Annotated in this window: 18 protein-coding genes and 1 pseudogene; 16 read left to right on the top strand and 3 right to left on the bottom strand. The window is 71.3% G+C overall.

Features of this window, described 5'->3' with window-relative positions; all coding sequences use genetic code 11:
* Positions 1-33: 33 nt before the first annotated feature.
* Positions 34-435, bottom strand: a complete 402-nt coding sequence (locus tag ACZ4WS_RS21100; protein ID WP_467982476.1) for a hypothetical protein — start codon at positions 433-435, stop codon at positions 34-36.
* Positions 436-524: 89 nt separating this feature from the next.
* Between ACZ4WS_RS21100 and ACZ4WS_RS21095 the strand changes: the two genes are divergently transcribed.
* Positions 525-1,211 (top strand): TetR/AcrR family transcriptional regulator, encoded by a 687-nt coding sequence (locus ACZ4WS_RS21095; RefSeq protein ID WP_467982475.1) that lies wholly within the window; start codon positions 525-527, stop codon positions 1,209-1,211.
* An 81-nt stretch (positions 1,212-1,292) separates the two neighbouring features.
* On the opposite strand, the gene ACZ4WS_RS21090 is transcribed toward ACZ4WS_RS21095, so the two are convergent.
* Both ACZ4WS_RS21090 and ACZ4WS_RS21085 read right to left on the bottom strand, forming a co-directional pair.
* Positions 1,293-2,012 (bottom strand): response regulator transcription factor, encoded by a 720-nt coding sequence (locus ACZ4WS_RS21090; protein ID WP_467982473.1) that lies wholly within the window; start codon positions 2,010-2,012, stop codon positions 1,293-1,295.
* A gap of 314 nt (positions 2,013-2,326) precedes the next feature.
* Entirely contained in the window at positions 2,327-2,842 is a 516-nt protein-coding gene (locus tag ACZ4WS_RS21085; protein ID WP_467982471.1) for a MarR family winged helix-turn-helix transcriptional regulator, read from the bottom strand.
* Positions 2,843-3,350: 508 nt separating this feature from the next.
* Between ACZ4WS_RS21085 and ACZ4WS_RS21080 the strand changes: the two genes are divergently transcribed.
* The 15 genes and pseudogenes from ACZ4WS_RS21080 to ACZ4WS_RS21010 all read left to right on the top strand — a co-directional run bounded on the left by ACZ4WS_RS21080 (position 3,351) and on the right by ACZ4WS_RS21010 (position 18,984).
* Positions 3,351-4,325, top strand: coding sequence for an SGNH/GDSL hydrolase family protein (locus ACZ4WS_RS21080; protein ID WP_467982470.1), 975 nt, complete (start codon positions 3,351-3,353; stop codon positions 4,323-4,325).
* Between the two features lie 82 nt (positions 4,326-4,407).
* A complete protein-coding gene (locus tag ACZ4WS_RS21075) occupies positions 4,408-5,172 on the top strand; it encodes an SDR family NAD(P)-dependent oxidoreductase (protein ID WP_467982468.1) in 765 nt (254 codons plus the stop codon).
* 66 nt (positions 5,173-5,238) lie between these two features.
* Positions 5,239-6,282: a zinc-dependent alcohol dehydrogenase gene (locus tag ACZ4WS_RS21070; RefSeq protein ID WP_467982466.1), complete on the top strand. Its 1,044-nt coding sequence runs from the start codon at positions 5,239-5,241 to the stop codon at positions 6,280-6,282.
* A 327-nt stretch (positions 6,283-6,609) separates the two neighbouring features.
* Positions 6,610-7,767: pseudogene (locus tag ACZ4WS_RS21065) on the top strand (MMPL family transporter); the annotation flags it as partial.
* Between the two features lie 11 nt (positions 7,768-7,778).
* On the top strand, positions 7,779-8,015 hold the full coding sequence (locus tag ACZ4WS_RS21060) for an MMPL family transporter (RefSeq protein ID WP_467982464.1): 237 nt from the start codon (positions 7,779-7,781) through the stop codon (positions 8,013-8,015).
* Between the two features lie 109 nt (positions 8,016-8,124).
* Positions 8,125-9,306, top strand: coding sequence for a sensor histidine kinase (locus ACZ4WS_RS21055; RefSeq protein ID WP_467982463.1), 1,182 nt, complete (start codon positions 8,125-8,127; stop codon positions 9,304-9,306).
* A gap of 24 nt (positions 9,307-9,330) precedes the next feature.
* On the top strand, positions 9,331-10,017 hold the full coding sequence (locus ACZ4WS_RS21050; protein ID WP_467982461.1) for a response regulator: 687 nt from the start codon (positions 9,331-9,333) through the stop codon (positions 10,015-10,017).
* Between the two features lie 203 nt (positions 10,018-10,220).
* Positions 10,221-10,763 carry a hypothetical protein gene (locus ACZ4WS_RS21045; protein WP_467982459.1) on the top strand — a complete coding sequence of 181 codons (543 nt, stop codon included), beginning with the start codon at positions 10,221-10,223 and terminating at the stop codon, positions 10,761-10,763.
* Positions 10,764-10,860: 97 nt separating this feature from the next.
* On the top strand, positions 10,861-14,310 hold the full coding sequence (locus ACZ4WS_RS21040) for a CHAT domain-containing protein (protein ID WP_467982458.1): 3,450 nt from the start codon (positions 10,861-10,863) through the stop codon (positions 14,308-14,310).
* The gene (locus ACZ4WS_RS21035; protein ID WP_467982457.1) at positions 14,307-15,014 is read left to right on the top strand and encodes a hypothetical protein; all 708 of its coding nucleotides are present in this window, start codon (positions 14,307-14,309) and stop codon (positions 15,012-15,014) included. Before ACZ4WS_RS21040 ends, ACZ4WS_RS21035 begins: the two co-directional genes overlap by 4 nt.
* The gene (locus ACZ4WS_RS21030; RefSeq protein ID WP_467982456.1) at positions 15,014-15,679 is read left to right on the top strand and encodes an RES family NAD+ phosphorylase; all 666 of its coding nucleotides are present in this window, start codon (positions 15,014-15,016) and stop codon (positions 15,677-15,679) included. The genes ACZ4WS_RS21035 and ACZ4WS_RS21030 overlap by 1 nt, the downstream gene beginning before the upstream one ends.
* Positions 15,680-15,719: 40 nt before the next feature.
* Positions 15,720-16,796, top strand: coding sequence for a macro domain-containing protein (locus ACZ4WS_RS21025; protein ID WP_467982454.1), 1,077 nt, complete (start codon positions 15,720-15,722; stop codon positions 16,794-16,796).
* Positions 16,797-16,958: 162 nt separating this feature from the next.
* Entirely contained in the window at positions 16,959-17,168 is a 210-nt protein-coding gene (locus ACZ4WS_RS21020) for a hypothetical protein (protein ID WP_467982452.1), read from the top strand.
* Positions 17,165-17,932 (top strand): vWA domain-containing protein, encoded by a 768-nt coding sequence (locus tag ACZ4WS_RS21015; RefSeq protein WP_467982451.1) that lies wholly within the window; start codon positions 17,165-17,167, stop codon positions 17,930-17,932. Before ACZ4WS_RS21020 ends, ACZ4WS_RS21015 begins: the two co-directional genes overlap by 4 nt.
* On the top strand, positions 17,932-18,984 hold the full coding sequence (locus ACZ4WS_RS21010; RefSeq protein ID WP_467982450.1) for a protein phosphatase 2C domain-containing protein: 1,053 nt from the start codon (positions 17,932-17,934) through the stop codon (positions 18,982-18,984). The genes ACZ4WS_RS21015 and ACZ4WS_RS21010 overlap by 1 nt, the downstream gene beginning before the upstream one ends.
* The last annotated feature ends 5 nt before the right edge of the window (positions 18,985-18,989 follow it).

Raw genomic sequence — 18,989 nt, 5'->3', positions numbered from 1 at the left:
CGTACGTGATAGCCGTCTCGTACGTGATGGCGGTCAAGTACGTGATGGCGCCGCCCATTCGGGTGTGATCCGGCGTCCGCCGACGAACGCGGCTCGTACGACCTCCGCAGACAGCACGTCGAGGGCCTCGCGCAGGGACACGTGGAGCAGGCACAGGTCGGCGACCGAATCGACCGTCACCCGTCGTGCTCGGTCCGGGAGTTGGGGTTCGCCGGCGAACAGGTCGAGAGCCGCCCTGGGATTCGGTCCCTCCCCGCCGCCCCGTTCGACGGCCGCCCGCATGACCGCCCAGGGGTCGCGGGTCCCGAAGGGCGCGTCCGTGCCGGCGGCGAGCGGGATGCCCGCCTCGGCCAGGGAACGGCACCGGTACAGGTGGGCCTGATCGTCGGCGTCCACGTCCGTCGCGTACTCCCGGCCGGAGAATAACATTCTCATGCACACAAGTAAGAGTCTCGTAACTTGCGGTGCGTGATTCTGTAGGATGCCAGCCCTGATTACCGGTGAAGTGGAGTATCGTTCTGCAAGTGACAGCAGTCCCCGAAGAGCCAGCGTGGCGCCAGCGCGCCGTCGAACGGTCCACCCGTGCCGCCAAGTTGCGCGCCGAGCAGCGCGTACAGCGCTTCCTGGACTCGGCACAGGAGCTCATCGCCGAGAAGGGCACGACGGACTTCACCGTTCAGGAGGTCGTCGACCGGTCCAAGCAGTCGTTGCGCAGCTTCTACCAGCACTTCGACGGCAAGCACGAGCTGCTGTTGGCCCTGTTCGAGGACGCGCTCTCCAAGTCGGCGGTCGAGATCCGCGAGACCGCCTCCACGCTGAGCGATCCGCTACCGGCCCTTCGGACGGCCGTCGAGATGCTCTACGCGCAGTCGCACCCCAACCCCGCCGTGCAGCGCCCGCTGTTCAGTGACTTCGCCCTGCAACTGCTGGTCAAGCACCCCGCGCAGGTGGCCACCGCCCACCTTCCGCTGCTCACGGTCTTCACGGAGCTGATCGAGCAGGCCATCGAGGCCGGCGTCATCCCCGCCGGGAAGGCCCGCCGCCAGGCCTCGTTCGTCATGCAGACCGTCATGTTCGCCGCCCAGGCCAACGGCGTCCCCGCCGACAGCCACGCCCACCCGGTCACCGCCGACGAGGTCTGGGAGTTCTGCCTCGGCGGCATCTCGGGTGTCCCGGCCACGGTGGGCGGGGCCGCCACCGGACAGTCGTAGGGCTCCCTGCGTCACCTCACCGCGCGAGACTTTCATTCTCCGGTGGCGAGAGGATGGTTCTCGTCGCGATCGCTTCGCTCATCATCGCGCGGGCCGGCCGAGCCAGTAGCCGAAACCCCGGCGGGTGTGGATCAGCGCCGGCTGCTCCTGGTTCACCTTGCGCCGCAGACGCGAGAGGAGTTGCTCGATCACGTTGCCTGGACGGACCTCGCCCCAGACGTGTCGGCCGATCTGTTCCTTGGAGAGCACCTGCTCGGCATTGACCAGCAGATACCGCAACAGTCGGTACTCGGCGGGCGTGAGGTCGAGTGCCCGGCGCCCGCGCCGGGCCTGGCAGGTGATGTCGTCCAGGACGAGGTCGCCGTAGTACGGCGTGCTGTCCCGCCACCCGGGACTTTTGCCGCGCAGCAGCACCTGCGCTCTGGCCAGGACCTCGGCGATCCGGAACGGCGTGGTGACGTAGTCGTTCACACCCGGGCCGAGCCCGGGCAGGAGGTTGCCCAAGTACTCGCAGGCGACCAGGAAGAGAACCCGCGGACGCTCTGCGGTGGGGACGAGCCGGTGCCCCCGGGACAGGCCCTCCATGTCCGGCAGGGTCACATCGAGGACCATCAGATCGAACCGGTGCTCCATGAGCCGCGCGTGCGCCTCGGTTCCGCAGCCCGCCGTGCCGACCTGATCGCCCGCCAGCTCAAGGGTGGTCGAGAGCAGTTCGACGGCCTCGGGGTCGTCCACGGCGACCAGGACGTGCTGCCCGTTTCCACGGACCGGTGACGGCTTCTCGCTGATGCTTCCGCCCACGGAAAGACCATTCGGCATGGCAGGACCATTCGTGTAGGGACCGAACTGCAGACCGGAGCGGCACCCAGGGGGAACCGGGCGCCGCCATCTGTCTCTCGCCCCCGGTACACGGGCGTACCGAACGGGAACCGTGAACGGACGGTCGAGCGCAAGCCGCTTCGGCGTCGCGCTCATGTGGGGGGAATGGTGCACTCACGGGGGTTCCTCCGTGGGTCTCCGGACGGAGTACGCCTGCGCGGACTCCGGACAGCAGTACATCCGTCAAGCACTACATCGGCAAAGCACTGCATCGACACAGCCGTACGTCCATGCCGTCAGGCACGTGCTCCCTGGGCGGGCTCGTACGTGACGACCTCGTCCTCCGCGGAGTAGAAGTCGTCGACCATCCGGTGGAACAGGGTGGCGAGCTGCCGCAGTTCCTCGGGGGACCACGACTTCAGGGCGACCTGCATGCCGTGGCAGCTCGCCTCGCGGACGCGGTCGATCGCCTCCTTACCGGCCGGGGTGATCTCGATGCGCTGGGCACGCCGGTCGTCCGGGTCCGGGACGCGGGTCACGTAACCGGTCTTCTGCAGTTGCTGCACCTGCCGGGTGACATGAGACGCCTCCACGGCCAGCAGATTCGCCAGCTCGCCGAGGCGCAGAGGCTCGGAATCGGCGATCTGCCGCAGGATCGCCACGGCCGCGCGGTCCAGCGACACTCCGGCCAGGGCCATCAGACGGTCGTGCTGCCGGACCCGGCTGGTCAGATACGAGATGCGGGTGAGGGCACCCTCGATCTCCGCGATGTCGGTCGAGGCTGGGGCATCCGCTGGCGGTGTGGTGGGCATGAGTCCAGTTTAGCATCTACTTGCCTGACTCAAGTAAATTAACGATTAGATTGCTTGACTCAAGTAACCCAGGCATGCTTGCCTAAGTCAAGCAAGCCACCCTGCGGTGACCATCCGAGGCCACCGCACCCGACCCTCCCCCGGCGACCGCCCGCGGCCACCGACGCCCACGGCGCTCCGGCCCGTGGCACACAGACCGGGGCCACACAGAGCGGACGTGGCCCCGTAGCGCCGCACCCGTGGGGACGGGGAACGGCGCAGTCCCGGGCCCGGCGGCCGGTTCACTCCCCCGATCCGCCGCCGGGCCCGAGGACACCGGCCGACCACGCCTCTCCCCCGATCCGGGGCCGACGTCGGCACAGCGCCCGTGTCACTGCTCGTCGGCCCACCCACCGTGTGCCGATCACCGGCCTGGTGTCCCACGCGAAGTCGTGCGCCCCGCACGCCACTTCGCGCACCACGCGACACCCCGCATGGGGCCACCTGAGACGGAAGACAGGACACCGAGATGGCAACGTACACACGAGCGTGGGTGGCCGGCGCGGGCGTCGCCTGCGGCCTGCTGCTCCTCGCGGTCAGCGTCGGACACGACGGCGGCGACGGCGACGACGACTCGACCGCCTCCACCCAGCCGAAGGGCACGGTCGCCGCCTCGCCGCCGAAGGGCCCGTACGTCGCGCTGGGCGACTCCTACACCGCCGGACCGAAGATCCCCGCCCAGAGTGGCCGACCCGCCGGGTGCGACCGCTCCGACCACAACTACCCCGCGCTGGTCGCCCAGGAGCTGGACATCAAGGTGGCCGACTTCCGTGACGTGAGCTGCAGCGGCGCCACCATCTCCGACCTCTCCTCGCCGCAGTCCACCGGCGACGGGGTCAACCCGGCCCAATTGTCGGCGCTGTCGGCCTCGACCGAGCTGGTCACCCTCGGCATCGGCGGGAACGACATCGGCTTCAGCTCGCTGGTCAAACAGTGCGTGAAGCAGGGCGCCCTCTACGTCGCGACGGGGAGCGGCAAGTACACGGGGAACGACGCGCCCTGCAAGGGGAAGTACGTCTCCGGCGACACCGACGAGGTCTTGCGGAAGATCCGGGCGGCGGGAGAACGCCTGGCCGACACGCTGAGCGAGGTCAAGCGCCGTGCCCCGAAGGCCCAGGTGTACGTCGTCGGATACCCGTCGATCCTGCCGGACAAGGGCGTCGGCTGCGACGACGACATGACCCTCGCACCCGACGACGCGAGGTTCCTCAACGACAAGGAGCAGCAGCTCAACCGCGCGCTGCGGCAGCGGGCGCGGGCCGCCGGGGCCGGATACGTCGACACGTACACCCCCTCCGCCGGCCGTGACGCCTGCTCGGCGAGCGAGACCCGCTGGATCGAGCCCCTCCTCCCGGCCGCGCCCGCCGCCCCCATCCACCCCAATGAGCGCGGTGAGCGCGGCATGGCCGACGCGGTCCTGCACGTGCTCAAGAGCTCGGGATGAGCCCGACGCGCAACACGCATACCGGCCGTTCGCAGCGCGTACGGCGACATTCACAGCACCTCTGGAGAAAGAGAAATACGTCATGAGCAGCACAGGTCTTGAAGGGCGCAGCGTCGTCGTCACCGGAGCGGCCTCGGGCATCGGCCGGGCCGCCGCCCTGGAGTTCGCCGAGGAGGGCGCGAAGGTCCTGGTCGCCGATCTCAACAAGGACGCCGCTGAACAGGTCGTCAAGACGATGGAGTACGCGGGGGGCGTCGCCCGCGCGGTCGTCGGCGACCTCAGTGACCCTCGAGTGGTGGACGAGGTCGTCGCCACCGCCGTGGACGCCTTCGGCGGTCTGGACGTACTGGTGAACAACGCCGGTGTCATGGACCACATGTCGGCCCTCGCGGACACCAGTGACGCCGAGTGGGAGCGGGTCATCCGGGTCAATCTGACGGCGCCCTTCCTGCTGACCCGTGCCGCGCTGCCGCACATGCTGGCGGCGGGCGGCGGCTCGATCGTGTTCACCGCGTCCGAGGCCAGCCTGCGGGGCAGCGCGGCCGGCGCCGCGTACACCGCCTCCAAGCACGGCATAGTCGGCCTGACGAAGTCCCTCGCCGTGATGTACCGGAGCCAGGGAATCCGCACCAACGCCATCGCCCCCGGCCCGACCGTGACCAGCATCCAGGTGGAGTCCCGGCCGAACGCCCACGGCCCCAGTCTCATCGGTCCCTATGTCGGCCTCTCCGGCAAGGTGTCCGACCCTGAGGAGCAGGCCGCCGCCATCGTCTTCCTCGCCTCCGACGCCGCCAGCAACATCAACGGCGTCATCCTGCCGGTCGACTTCGGCTGGTCAGCCGTCTAGAACTCCCCAACTCCCCCTCCACACACGCACACACGCACACACGCGTACAAGAGAGCGAGTCATTCCATGGCCACCATGCAGTCCGTACAGACCGGTGAGGTCGGCAAGGTCGAGGTCGTCGACGTCGAGCGGCCGGTGCCCGGCCCCAAGGACGCGCTGATGCGGATCCGCGCCTGCGGTATCTGCGGCACCGACACCCACTTCCTCCACCTCGGGGGCATCCCGTTCGGCCCGGGAGGGTCGATGGTCTCGGTGCCGCTGGGGCACGAACCAGCCGGTGAGATCGTCGAGGTGGGGGCCGAGGTGACCGACCTGAAGGTGGGCGACCGTGTGGTCGTCAATCCGCAGGGCGCGCCCTCCGGCATCATCGGCTGCGGCGGTCCGCTGGGCGGGATGAGCGAGTACCTGCTCATCGAGGACGCCGTCGTGGGCAAGAGCGTGGCGGTGTTCCCGGACAGCGTCCCCTTCGACGTCGCCGCGCTCAACGAGCCCATGGCCGTCGCGCGCCACTGCGTCAACCGCTCCGAGGCCAAGCCGGGCGACAAGGTCGTGGTGTTCGGCGCCGGGCCCATCGGACTGGGCGCCACGATCTGGCTGAAGCTGCGCGGGGTCGAGCACGTGGTCGTGGCCGACATCATTCCCGAGCGCCTTCAGACGGCGCAGGCCGTCGGCGCGGACGCCGTCATCAACTCCGCCACCGAGGACGTCACCGCCCGGCTGACGGAGCTGCACGGCCAGGGCGCCAACGCGCTCGGCCAGCCCCGCGCCGGTACCGACATCTACATCGACGCCGCCGGCGCCCCCGCCGTCTTCAACGCCACCATCGCCTCCGCCAAGTGGGGCGCGAAGATGGTCATGGTCGCCGTGCAGAAGAAGTCCGACGCGATCGACCTGGGCGGGATGCTCCGCAGCGAGCTGACCCTCATCGCCTCCCAGGGCTACCCGACGGAGATCTTCGAGGTGACCCAGGAGATCGCCGAGCACCACGAGCGCTTCGCCCGGCTCATCAGCCACCGCGTCCCCTTCACCGAGGTCGAGCACGCGTTCGAGCTCGCACTGACTCCGGGAGCGGCCGAGAAGGTGGTCGTCACCTTCGACGACCAGCCGTAGCCACCGCCTTCGTCTTTCGCCTTCGCCTTCGCCTTGGCCTTCGACGACCAGCCATAGCCACCGCCCACCCGCGCCGTGGCCGTGCCGCGCTCTCGGTGCCGCACGGCCACGGCGCCGTCAGTCGTAGCGCTGTCAGTCGAAGCGCTGTCGGTCGTGGCGCCGTCAACCGTAGGTTCCGCCCGCTCCGTCCACCTCGGGGACCACGTCGCGGGCCGCGTGTACTGCGTTCTCAGTAGTCCGGATTGTCGGCAGGCGCACGACGACGGGACACCCCTCTGCCGGGGAGCCTGGGGACGTATCCGAGATCAGATGTGGAGACCTCTGCCCGTGGCTGCTTTCCTCTATCGACTGGGCCGTCTGGCCTTCCGGCGGCGCTGGTTCGCCGCCCTGCTGTGGGCGGCGGTGCTCGGCGCGGTCGGCTTCGGCGCGGCCACGGCGCCCGCAGCCCCCGATGCGAGCAACTCCATGCCGGGCATCGAGTCCCAGAAGGCATTCGACCTCATGGAACAGCGCTTCCCCGGCTCCACGGCCGACGGAGCGAGCGCCCGGGTGGTCTTCGTCGCGCCCGACGGGCAGAAGGTCACCGCGACCGAGAACCGCGCGGCCATCGAGAAGTTCGTGACCGAGGCGGCCGACGGATCGCAGGTCGCCAGTGCGGTGAGCCCCTTCCAGGCGAAGGCGGTGAGCAAGGACGCCTCGACCGCGTACGCCACCGTCACCTACAAGGTGAAGGCCGACGATCTCACCGACGCCAGCAAGAACACGTTGAAGGGCGCCATCAAGGAGGCCCAGGGTGCGGATCTGACCGTCGAGGTGGGCGGAACCGCGCTGGCGACCCAGCCCTCCGCGGGCGGCTCGGCCGAGGCGATCGGTATCGCCATCGCGGCCCTCGTGCTGCTGATCACCTTCGGTTCGCTGGCCGCCGCCGGGCTTCCGCTGCTGACCGCGATCATCGGCGTCGGCGTCAGCATGGCCGCGATCATGGCCCTGGCCAGCACCCTGGGTCTGTCCTCGACGACCGGCACGCTGGCCACGATGCTCGGCCTCGCGTGCGGCATCGACTACGCCGTGTTCATCGTCTCCCGCTACCGCGAGGAGCGGGCCAAGGGGCACAGCCCCCAGGAGGCGGCAGGCCTGGCCACCGGCACCGCCGGGTCCGCGGTCGTCTTCGCCGGGCTCACCGTCGTCATCGCGCTGGCCGGTCTCTCGGTCGTCGGCGTGCCGATGCTCACGAAGATGGGCCTGGCCGCCGCGGGAGCGGTCGCCGTCGGCGTCCTCATCGCGCTGACGCTGGTCCCGGCCGTGCTCGGCTTCTGGCCGAACGCCGTACTGTCCCGCTCCGCCCGCAAGCGCGGCAGGATCAAGGAGGCCTCCGAGAACAACGGGGGCGCCCGCTGGGCGCGGTTCGTCCTGCGCCGCCCCCTGCCCGTACTCATCGCCTCGGTCGTGGGCCTGGGCGCCCTCGCGATCCCGGTGATGGATCTCCCGGCGAATCCATGATCAAGATGATCGGTTTCGGTCTCGCCATCGCCGTCCTGTTCGACGCGTTCGTCGTCCGCATGGCGCTCGTCCCGGCCGTCCTCGCCCTGCTCGGCAAGGCAGCGTGGTGGATGCCGCGCCGGCTGGACAGGCTGCTGCCCAAGGTCGACGTGGAGGGCGAGGCGCTCAGCCACCAGTCCGCCACCGCTCCGGCGCGGGACGACGTGGCCGAGCTCGAATCGGCTCGCGTCTGACTCCCCCTGCCCGCGCCGAGGACCGCCCGTGGCAGCACGGGCGGCCCTCATTGGCGGTTTGCCCACGGCGGTGCCCTCCATGGACCCAGTTCACCCGACCGGAGAACCGATGATCACCAGCTGGAAGCGGTACACGGACGACCATGCCCGTCTCATCGACGTGACGGTCATCCTGGTGGTGTTCGGCCTCGCCGTCCTCGGCAGCGCGATCGTCCTCCGGCAGCCCGACGGCGAGCAGATCGACTGGTGGCCCGGTGTGCTCCTGGCGGGCATCGGATCCGCGGCCCTGTGGTGGCGTCGCAGTCACCCCCGCACCGTCGTGGCGGTGACCGCGGTCTGCGCCAATACCGCCGGCGCCGCAGGCTTTCTGATCACTCCTCTGCTGCTCGCACCGCTCATGGTCGCGTTGTACGTGCTGGCCCTGCACACCGACCGCAGGACGGGCCGTATCGCCCTGCTCGCCGTCGCCACCCTCCTGGTGACCACAGCACTCCTCGACGACCACAACGGCTACTCGTGGCTCCTCAAGACGATCGGCCCCGTCTGCTGGGTGGTGGGGCCGATCGCCTGGGGCACCGCGACCCGGCTGCGAGGCGCCTACCTGGAAGCGGCGCAGGCCCGCGCCGAATACGCCGAGCGCACCCGTGAGGAGGAGGCACGCCACCGGGTCGCCGAGGAGCGCATCCGCATCGCCCGCGAGCTGCACGACGTCGTCGCCCATCACATGGCGCTGGCCAACGCCCTGGCGGGCACCGCCGCGCACCTCGCGCGCACCCATCCCGACCAGGTCCAGCGGATCCTCGACGACCTGGCCGGCACCACGTCCTCGGCGCTGCGCGAGCTGAAGGCCACGGTCGGCCTGCTGCGTCAGGCGAACGAGCCCGACGCGCCCCTGGAACCGGCGCCCGGACTCGCGCAGCTCCCCGACCTGACCACCGCGTTCGCGTCCGCCGGGCTCACGGTCACCGTCACCACCGAGGGCGAGGAACAGCCGCTCTCACCGGGCGTGGACCTGACGGCGTACCGGATCGTGCAGGAGGCGCTCACCAACGTCGCCAAGCACGCCGCCGCGAAGACAGCGCGCGTACAGCTCGCCTACACGCACGACCGGCTGACCATCACGGTCAGCGACGACGGCGACGCCGCGGCTCCCGCCGTTCCGGGACCGAGCGGCGGATTCGGCCTCATCGGCATGCGGGAACGCGCCCAGTCCGTCGGCGGCCGCCTCCAGGCGGGGAACCGCCCGGAGGGTGGCTTCACCGTCACCACCGAACTGCCGATCCGCTTCTAGAACCCCGGAAGAAGACAGCACCAGATGACCATCCGCGTCCTTCTCGCCGACGACCAGGCCCTCCTGCGGGCCACCTTCCGGATCCTGATCGACTCCTGCGACGACCTGCACGTCGTCGACGAGGCCACCGACGGCAAGGAAGCGGTCGAACTCGCCCGGGTCCACCACCCCGACGTCGTCCTCATGGACATCCGGATGCCCGGCACCGACGGTCTCACCGCCACCTCCGCCATCTGCGCCGACCCGGACCTGTCGGCGACCCGCGTCCTCATCCTCACCACCTTCGAGATCGACGAGTACGTGGCCCAGGCGCTGCGCGCCGGAGCGAGCGGCTTCCTCGGCAAGGACGTCGGCGCGGACGCGCTCCTCGACGCCATCCGCACGGTGGCCTCCGGCGAGGCCCTGCTCTCCCCCGTGGCCACCCGCGCCCTCATCACCCGCTTCCTCACCTCCCCGGCTCCCGGCTCCCCGCTGGCGCTCCCCGAAGCCCTCGACGCCCTCACCGCCCGTGAGCGAGAGGTGATGGCCCTGGCCGCGGAGGGCCGCTCCAACACCGAGATCGCCGAACAGCTCGTTGTCAGCCCGCTGACCGTACGCACCCACGTCCACCGCGCCATGACCAAACTCAGCGCCCGTGACCGCGCCCAACTGGTCGTCATCGCCTACCAGTCCGGCCTCGTACGGCCGACGCCGCCCCAGCCGCCGTACTGACCGCCCCAGCCGTCGTGCTGACCGCTCCGACCGCCGGGCGCCCTCGGCCTTCAGCCTTCAGCGGCGGAACACCGGCGCGCAGGGCGTGAGCCGGTCGTGGACTGGGCGATCTCCGGGCCAGGGCTTCACCGGCCCCGGATCGTGCTGCTTCGCTGGCAGGGTGGCAGAACACAACCGGGTGAGGGCACCTGGATCGAGGTGGCGTGGACGCCGGTAGCGCGACCGCTCCGGCGGTCGCGGTCGTCGGGGTGGTCGGAACCCTGCTCTCCGCGCTGCTGACCCAGCGCGCGGCGGACCGCGGCCGGCAGCGGGAGCTGGAGCGCGCGGAGCGTCTGCGGGAGCGGCGCAGCGAGACCGAGGCGCGGCGCACGGGGTATGTCGCGCTCAACACCGCCGCGCGGCAGTATCTGGCCGCCCTCACCGACCAGTTGCACTCACTGAGCCGCACCGAGGACTCGGGGCAGGTGCGGCGACGGCTCATCGAGGCCCGCGATCTGCACCGGGACGTCCATGCGGAGGCCCAGATGCGCATGCCGGAGCGGGTCCTCGACGTCGCGGGCGAGGTCAGCCACGGTCTCGGCGCGGTGTACGGCAGACTCAGGCGCCTCGACGACGGGGTGCCGCGGCCCGACGACTCACCGGCCGCCGCGCAGGCCGACATCGACGCGCTGTGGGGGCTGCTGCGCGCGATGCGGCGAGAGATGCGGGCCGATCTGGGCGCGGCCGGGGCGGATTCGGGGCGTTGACGGGATTCGGTCTCCGCAGGGTCTGAGCGATCGTCATCATGGCTTCAGGGCAGTGCAGTTGATGCCTGGGGGACGCATGGGCGGGCGAGGAGGGCGTGTGAGCGAAGGGGAGAGCGGGGGTGTCCAGGGGCTGCGTGCCTGGGTGCTGGCCGCGACGAAGCGGGCCCTGCGGCTGTACCCGCACACGGGCTTCGCGGCGGCCACACCGGACGCGTACGACAGCTCGGTGGCCGAACTCGGCCAACTGGTACGCCTGTTGGACCACGACGCCGAACTGCGCGCCACCGCCTCCGTACAGCTCGGCTCCGTGCTCACGATGCGCCATCTCGCGGGGGGTGGCGCGCCGGGGGACCGGGAGCAGGCGCAGGGGTTGCTGCGGGAGGCCCGCGATCGGGGGACGGCGATCGGGGCGGTGACGGATGCGGAGGATCGGCGGTGGGCCGCGTTCTTCCTGATGAGTCTCATGGCGCCGTCCCCGCACCTGGGGGCCGGGAACGGTCAAGCTCCCGACCTGCCAGACCTGTCTGACCTGTCCGCCCTGTTCGACTGGAAGGCGCGGCAGGATTCGGAGGGGACGGCAACGACAGCGGCCGAGATGCGGGAGCTCCTGGCGGAGATCCGGGAGCTGCCGCTGCCGCCGGAGCAGCACCAGCGGTTGCAGCAGCTGAGCGCCATGATCGCCGTCCTTGACAGGCCCGATTCGCCCGTGGACGCCCTGCGCCAGTTCGTCGACTCGATGCCCGAGGGATTCCCGTACGGGGACCAGATGCGGATGATGGCAGACCTGACGGCGGCGATGTCGGGAGCCGCCGCGGGTCCGAAGCCCGCGGCGAGCGCGGAAGCCCCCGCGAATCCCGACCCGGCAACCCGCCCGGAGCCCTCCGGCTCGCGCTGGGGCCAGGCCCCGGCTTCACCCCCGGCCTCCGACGACGCCCAGGCCGACGCCGAGGTCCGCAACATCGCCATCATCGCCATGAACGCTCTCCACTCCGCGGCGTTCGGCGCACTCGAAGCCTCGCAGAGCGGCGATCCGGAGGTCCTCAACCGGGCACTCGGGCAGCTGCGCGCCGCGCACGAACAGCTGCCGCCCGGCCATGAGATGACCCCCTTCGTCGAGGCCCTCATCGGCGAGCTGCTGCAGGCGGGACAAGACGTCGGCGGCAATCTTCAGGACCAGGCGCTCGGCCGCACGTACACGAAGGCGTTCTCCGACCAGCTCGACCTGCTCGCGGCGGACCCCACGAGTCCGGTGGCCGACAACCTCTCGGTCATCGGCCGTGTCTACCCCCTGGGCGAGCGGCTCTTCGTGGCCCAGGAGGCGGAGGACACGGCGGAGGTGCGAGCCGTCCTCACCGAGCTCGTCGCAATCGAGGCGGACACCCCGCCGGACGACAGGTTCCGCTCCCACGTGCTGCTGGCCCTCGCCAACGCATGCATGATTCTCGGCATCCTCACGAACGACGACGACATGATGCTGCGCAGCGCCGCCTACCAAGAACAGGCCGCGGCGGTCGCGGAGTACGCACCCGCGTCCGCCCAGGAGCTGCTCGCACAGGCACCCGTCCGCGCCGCCGCCTGGCGAGCCGCTCTCACCGGCGACCCGACGCTGATCCAGAACCACACCCCGGCTCCTCCCGGCGCATCGACGGAGCAGCTGTGGACCTCCGCGCAGTACCTGATCATGCGGTACGGCCTCACCGGTGAACCGGCGGCGTTCGACGCAGTCGTCGCCGAACTGGAGCGGGTCTGCGAGGGTGTACGGCAAGGCCAGGAGCCCCAGTTGGCCGCCAACGCCCTCTGGAAAATGGCGGAGGCTTACCGAGGCCGCTGGCACAACACCCAGGACCCTGCGGATCAGGACGCCGCCGCGGCCACCGCGATGGAGGCCCTGAACGCACTCGCGGCCGATGTCGTCCTCCAACAGGGCTCCGAGCACGGCCTGTTGGCGGCCCGCGCCGGCGCCGCACGTGCCGTCACGGCGGCTACCTGGGCGGCGTCGAACAACCAGGCGGAGGAGGCGGTGGCGGCCCTTGAACTGGGCCGCTCCCTGGTACTGCACGCGGCGTCCGCGTCTCGCGCCGTGCCGGAACTCCTCGCAGCGCGCGGGCATCACGAGCTCGCCCAGGCATGGCGTGCCTCCGGCGCGGCTCAGGCCCCGGCGGACGACGGGCCACCCGGTGAGCTGCCCAGCACCCTGCGCCGCCGCGCCCTGGAAGCTCTCGGCTACCGGCAGCAGGGCCTGTTCACCACACCCGCGCTGGACGATCTGGCGGACGGAGTCGCCGAAGCCGGAGCGGACGCGTTGGTCTATCTGCTCCCCGGCGAGGGCGAGGCACCCGGCGTAGGGATCGTCGTGGGGCCGGACATCGGCGTCGGCGTGGGCGGCCTGCCGCTGCTGTCCGGCACCGGGAGCGGTCCGCTGGAGCACTACCTCGACGCCGCCGCCGAACGGTCCCGGCACCTCGGCGAACCGGCCGCCGAACAGGCCTGGGAGGAGGCCCTGTCGGCACTGTGCGACTGGGCGTACCCCGCGGCACTCGAAGCCGTGTTCACGGTCGTCGCGGAGCATCTCGCCGCCAACGACGAACGCCAACAGGGCCGTTCGGGCCCGCTCAGGATCGTCCTGATCCCGTGCGGCCGCCTCGGCGTCGTCCCCTGGCACGCCGCACGCCTGCCCGAGTGGGCACTCTACGACTACGCCTGCCAGTTCGCGGTCATCAGTTACGCGGCATCCGGCAGCCAGTTCCTGCGTACGGTGCGGCGCGTGCGGCGCGACCCGGCCGCCGCCCCGGTCCTGGTGGCCGACCCGCGCCAGGATCTGACCCGCGCCGAACAGGAGGCCACAGCGCTGTACGAGGCCTTCTACCCGCGGGCTCGGCTGTACGGGGAGTACTACGAACCGCCCGTTGAGCCGGAGGCGACCGGCACGCCCGACGAACTCCTCGCGCTCCTGGGCGAATCCCCCTCGCTGCTCCATGTGGCGTCCCACGGCTCCGCGGGGGTCCGCCCGACGGTGTCGGCGCTGCATCTCGCCTTCCCGGACGGCACCGACGGGCTGCCCGCCGAGGAGGGCGGCCCGGGGGCCGCGCCGGACCTGGGGATGCTGACCGTGACCCGCCTCCTCGACCGGCCGGCAGACGAACAGCCCGCCGTGGACGGCCCGTTGGTCGTCCTGAGTGCCTGCGAGACCGACCTCAGCACGCGCGACCACGACGAGGCCCTGACGCTCACGACCGCCTTCGTGTCGCGTGGCGCCCGCGATGTGGTGGGCTCCCGGTGGACGACCGAGGACGGGGCGTCGGCCCTGATGATGGCGGTGTTCCACCACTACCTTGCCGTCGAGGGGCGCAGTCCGGTGGACGCGCTCCGGGCGGCGCAGCTGTGGATGCTCGACCCGGACCGGGAGAACCCCGGCTCGCTGAGCGGCGAGCTGCTCCGCGAGATGGGGCGCCCTGGGCTGGAACGCCTGCCGGTCTGGGCGGCGTTCATCCATCAGGGGCACCCCGGTTTGGACCAACAGGCCGCATCGGCGGAGGGGACCGCATGAGTTCGGGGGAGCAGCTGCTCGACCTGATCGGCGACCACCAGGACAGCATCCGTGAGGAACTCGACGACCAGCAGTACGAGCTGCTGCTCGCCAGGCTGCGGGCGCTCGCCGAGGCGGCGGAGGACGACAACAGGGCGGTGCGCAGGGCGGTGCAGGGCGTCCGGCTCGCCTGCCTTGCGCTGCCCTGGGAGCATCAGGTGCGCCGGGCCCTGGACTCCACCCGGCTCGCGGGGGCGCCGGTCGGGCTGACGACCGTGGCCGGGGCGCGGGACCTCCTGGCGCGGCTCGCGGAGCCGACGCCCGCTCCGGACGCCCCGACGAACACGCCCGCCCCGGACACCGCGACGATCATCCGCACCACCCAGGCCCGGCTCCTGAAGGCGCCCGCGCTGAATCGCCGTACCGTGGACGACCGATGCCACTCCGCAGGACTCGATGACCCGCCGCCCGAGCTGATCCGCCTCGGCGACGCGGAACGCGGCGACCGCTACCCGGCCTTCCAGTTCGCCGGTGCCTCGGGCGGGCCGATCCCCGTCGTCCTGCACGTCAACGGCCTCCTCCGCGCCGACATCGACCCCTGGGGCGCCGCCGACTGGTGGCTGAGCGGCAACACCCTGCTCGGCGGGAAGCCCGCCTCACTGCTCGGGGAGCTCCCGGACGAGCAACTGGTGGGCGCGGCCACGGCGCTCGTGGAGGGGGACTGATGACCGGCACCGTCAGCCCGTCCGCGTACGCGATGCGGCCCAACGGACACCCGCTTCCCCCCGGCACGCAGCTGTGGCGGATGCACAAGACCTCGCGGCCCGCCGAGCAGTTCAACCCGGTGCCCGTGGACGCCCACTTCGGCGGCAACCGCTTCGACGGCACCGAGTCGGACCCGTACGAATATCTCTACGTGGCCGACAGTTCGACCACCGCGCTCGCCGAATCGCTGCTGCGTTCCCTGGAGTTCGACCCGGCCACCGGGATGCGTCTCGTCCCGTACGGCGCGGTCGTGGGCAAATCCCTGACCCTGCTGCGCACCCGGTGCGAGCTGAGCCTGGTCTCCCTGATCAGCGAGGCGGACCTGGCCGCCGTCTGCCAGGACTCGTGGCTGCTCGAAGCGGAGGGCGAGCGCTATGCCAAGACCCGTCGCTGGGCGAGCGAGATCCGCGCGCAGACGCCCGAAACCATGGGTCTGATCTGGCAGTCCCGGCGCAACCGGCCCCACCTCGCCTCGGTGCTCTTCCACGACCGGTGCGAAGACGAGCCGCTCGCCAAGGTGCCGATGAGCGGGATCCCGGACCTGGGCTCGCCCGCCGGTGTCACGGAGGCGAACCGGCTGCTCGCCCCGCTGCGGGCCGCGATCGTGCCGCCCTGGCCCGACTGATCGCTTGTCGCTCACGGGCACCTGATGCCATCGTGACGGGATGGCGCCACCCATTGACCATGCGTCAATTCTCCGGGAACTCAAGGTCGTCCGGCGGATCGGGCTCGTCCGGCTGCGCGGTCAGGAGCTGGCCGCTCTTGAGCAGGCGGCCGCCGCGCGCACGCCGGACGGCTCGATCGAGGGGCTGCTGCGGCTCGCCGTGGCGCGGATCGACGCGGACACGCTGCGGACGGCCGCCGAGTACACCCTCGGCCTGACCCAGGGAACCCGGGACTGGCCCGCCGCCTCACGGCGCAGACGAGCGGCCGAGGTGTACCGGGTGAGCGTGGAACGCTTCCGCAAGGACCAGGAGCTCATGGTGCTCGGGCAAGTTGCCGAGCAGATCGTGGAGTTGACGGAGGGCGGCGCGGCGGAAACCTGGGGAGACCCCTCCCACCGGCACCTGGACGTACGGGTCGACGGAGGAAGCGTACGGCTCACGCTACATGTCCACTCGGTCGACCTGTTGCGCGACGTCGACGTGGTCGTCTCCCCCGCCAATACGTATTTCGCGCTGCCCGAGCCGTACAAGTCATCGGTCTCGGCGTCGTTGCGCCGCGCGGGCGCGGTGCGCGGGGTGACCGGCGACGTACTGGACGACCCGGTCCTCGACGAGCTGCGCAAATGGACCTCCCTGCATGGCACTTCGGGCCGCCCGGTGCTTCCCGGCACGGTGGCCGCGACCGGCTCCGGCGCCCTCGCGGACCAGGGAATACGCCGGATCTACCATGCCGCGGTCGCCGTGCCCCGGGCCGGCACCAATGACTACGACGTGCTGCCCGCCGATGTCACCCGGGCCGCGTCCCGCGCCCTCGCGATCCTCGCCGACGAGCGCGATCACTTCGCGCCGCCGCTGCGGTCGGTGTGCTTTCCGCTGCTGGGCTCGGGGCGCGGCGGCCTGCGGTACGAGGTCAGTCTCGGTTCCGTCTGGGCGGCCGTGGAGGCGGAGCTGGCGCGTGGCGCGCGCTGGGACCTCCACTTCGTCGTCCGCGCCCCGGCCGCCGCCGCGCTCGTGGAACTACTGCCCACCAGGATGCGACCGGCCCGCGACCAGCCCGCGACCGGCCGGTCCTGTTGACTGGATGAACCGGGCCGTTCAGAGGTCGGGGGGGAGCTGGACACACCCCTGGGCGGCCCGGGTCGACTTCTCCCGGCGCGCATTGCTGAGAGAACCTCGATGGGGCGTCAATTAGTGACAAACCCAGGCCAGTTGAGAGAGGCTTCCCGTAGCGTGGACCACGTGATCAGGGGGATGGAGGAGTGGGCCGACGGCTCGCTCGGCCGCATCGTGACCTGGCCCGATCCGGATGCCTATGTCTTGGTGGACGGGGTGCTGCTGCGGGCGCTTCCGAACTCCCCCGGGCTCGCGCCGGGCGCGGATGTCGAGGTGCGCCTCGACCCGGTACGGCAGCGGCTCATCGCGTACGAGGGTGAGGCGGGGCGCGCATGAGTACGTACGGGATGGGGTTCGCGGACGGCTACGAAGAGCGGCAGCCCGTTGTCATCCTGCTCGACACCTCGGCCTCCATGGGGCGGCCCGCCGAGAGCCCGCGGATCGACGAGCTCAATGACGCCCTCGCCCGCTGGTTCGACGGCGTGCGGTCGGAACCGAGGCTGCGCTCCCGCGTGGAGGTCTGTCTGATCACCTTCGACTCCCGCGTCCAGGCCTACGCGCCCGGCGAGGGGCGACTGGTGCCCGTGGAATCGGTCGACTCCGAGCAGCTCTTCGTGCCGGTGGACAAGGTCCATCCGCCCCGTCTCGCCGCGTCCGGCCTGACCCGGCTCACGGAGGCGGTCGAGACGGCGCTCGATCTGGCCCGGGAGCGCTATCGCGCCCTGCAGGACCAGCGGGTGCAGGTACGCCGCCCGTTCCTGTGGGTGCTGACCGACGGCGCGCCCAGCGACGCGGAAGGACGGCCCAAGGACGCAGGGGCCCTGGCCGACACGGCGCGGCGGGTGCGGCACGGCGAGGAACAGGGCGAGTGCATCTTCCAAGCGGTGGGGGTGCGGGGAGCCGATCTTCCTCTCCTCCAAGTACTCGCCCCCAAGGGCTCGTTGATGCTCGAGAGCCTCGACTTCGGCCAGATCCTGGATCTGCTCTTCCAGAGCTCCGACCGGATCGGCGCCGTCCAGGACGCGGACGACGTCCACCGGCAGGTGGACGAGAGAGCGGAGCTGCTCAAGCGGATTCAGCGGATGGAGGACGACTTCTGATGATCGTCGCGGGCGCGGCCGTCCAGGGCACCGGCCATCTCGCCGCGGGACAGGGCTGCCAGGACGCCTTCAAGGCGGTCGACCTGGGAGACGCGGCGGTCCTCGCCGTCGCGGACGGCTCGGGCAGCCGGGACCGCAGCGCGCTCGGCGCGCACATCGCGGTGGACGCGGCGTGCCGGATCCTCGCGGCGGACGTCCCGGACGGGGCGGCGCGCCCCGAGGAGTGGACAAGGTGGATCGCGGCGCGGGGCGCGGCGGTCCTCCGGGAGTATCTGCGGGCGGCGCGGGCGGTGCTGGGGGCGGTGGACGGCTCGGCGGAGGGACAGGGGGCGGCAGACGTAGGCGAGTTGGCCGCCGCGCTCGCCGCCGCTGTCGTGCGGCCCCCGTGGGTGGCCTTCCTGTCCCTGGGCGACTGCTTCGGCACGATACTCACACGCGGACCGAGGGGCGACGTGGGCCGTGTCGGCGACGTACGCGGCCGAGAACCGAGCGGCGTGCGCAGCCAGGAACCGAGCGGCGTGCACAGCCAAGACCCCAGCGACGTACGGAGCCAGGACCCGAGCGACGTACGCGGCCAGGACCCTAGCGACGTACGCGCCCAGGACGCGAGTGACTACGTACGCACCCAGGACGCGAGTGCCGGGGCACCCACCCAACACGCGAGCGACGTACACGCCCAGGGCGCACGTGATGCCGAAGCAGCCGAGCGATGTCACCTCGTCCTGCCGCCACCCACCCCCGGCGAGCCGCCGCCCGCCTTCCTCTCCTCCCCCGGTGCCGCCCTGCGGATCCGCACCTTCGCCGTGTGGGAGCCCGAGCTCAGCGGGGTCGTGCTCGCCTCCGACGGGTGCACGCCGCTGACCCTCGACCATCCCTCCGTTCGTCAACTGCCTCTGCATGCTGGGCTCTTGCCATCGGAGCGATTCTTCTGCGGGCTCGCCGCGACGCTCCGCGGCAACGCAGGGGACGCCGAGCCGCTGCGCGCCCTGCTCTCCGGGCCAGGGGCCGCCCGCACCGGCGACGACCTCACGGTGGCGTGCGCGCTCGTTTGAAGGCG

The organism is Streptomyces sp. NPDC029292 (genome assembly GCF_055569295.1).
Note: the sequence above shows the minus strand (reverse complement) of the source record. Positions and strands in the feature narration are given on the sequence as shown.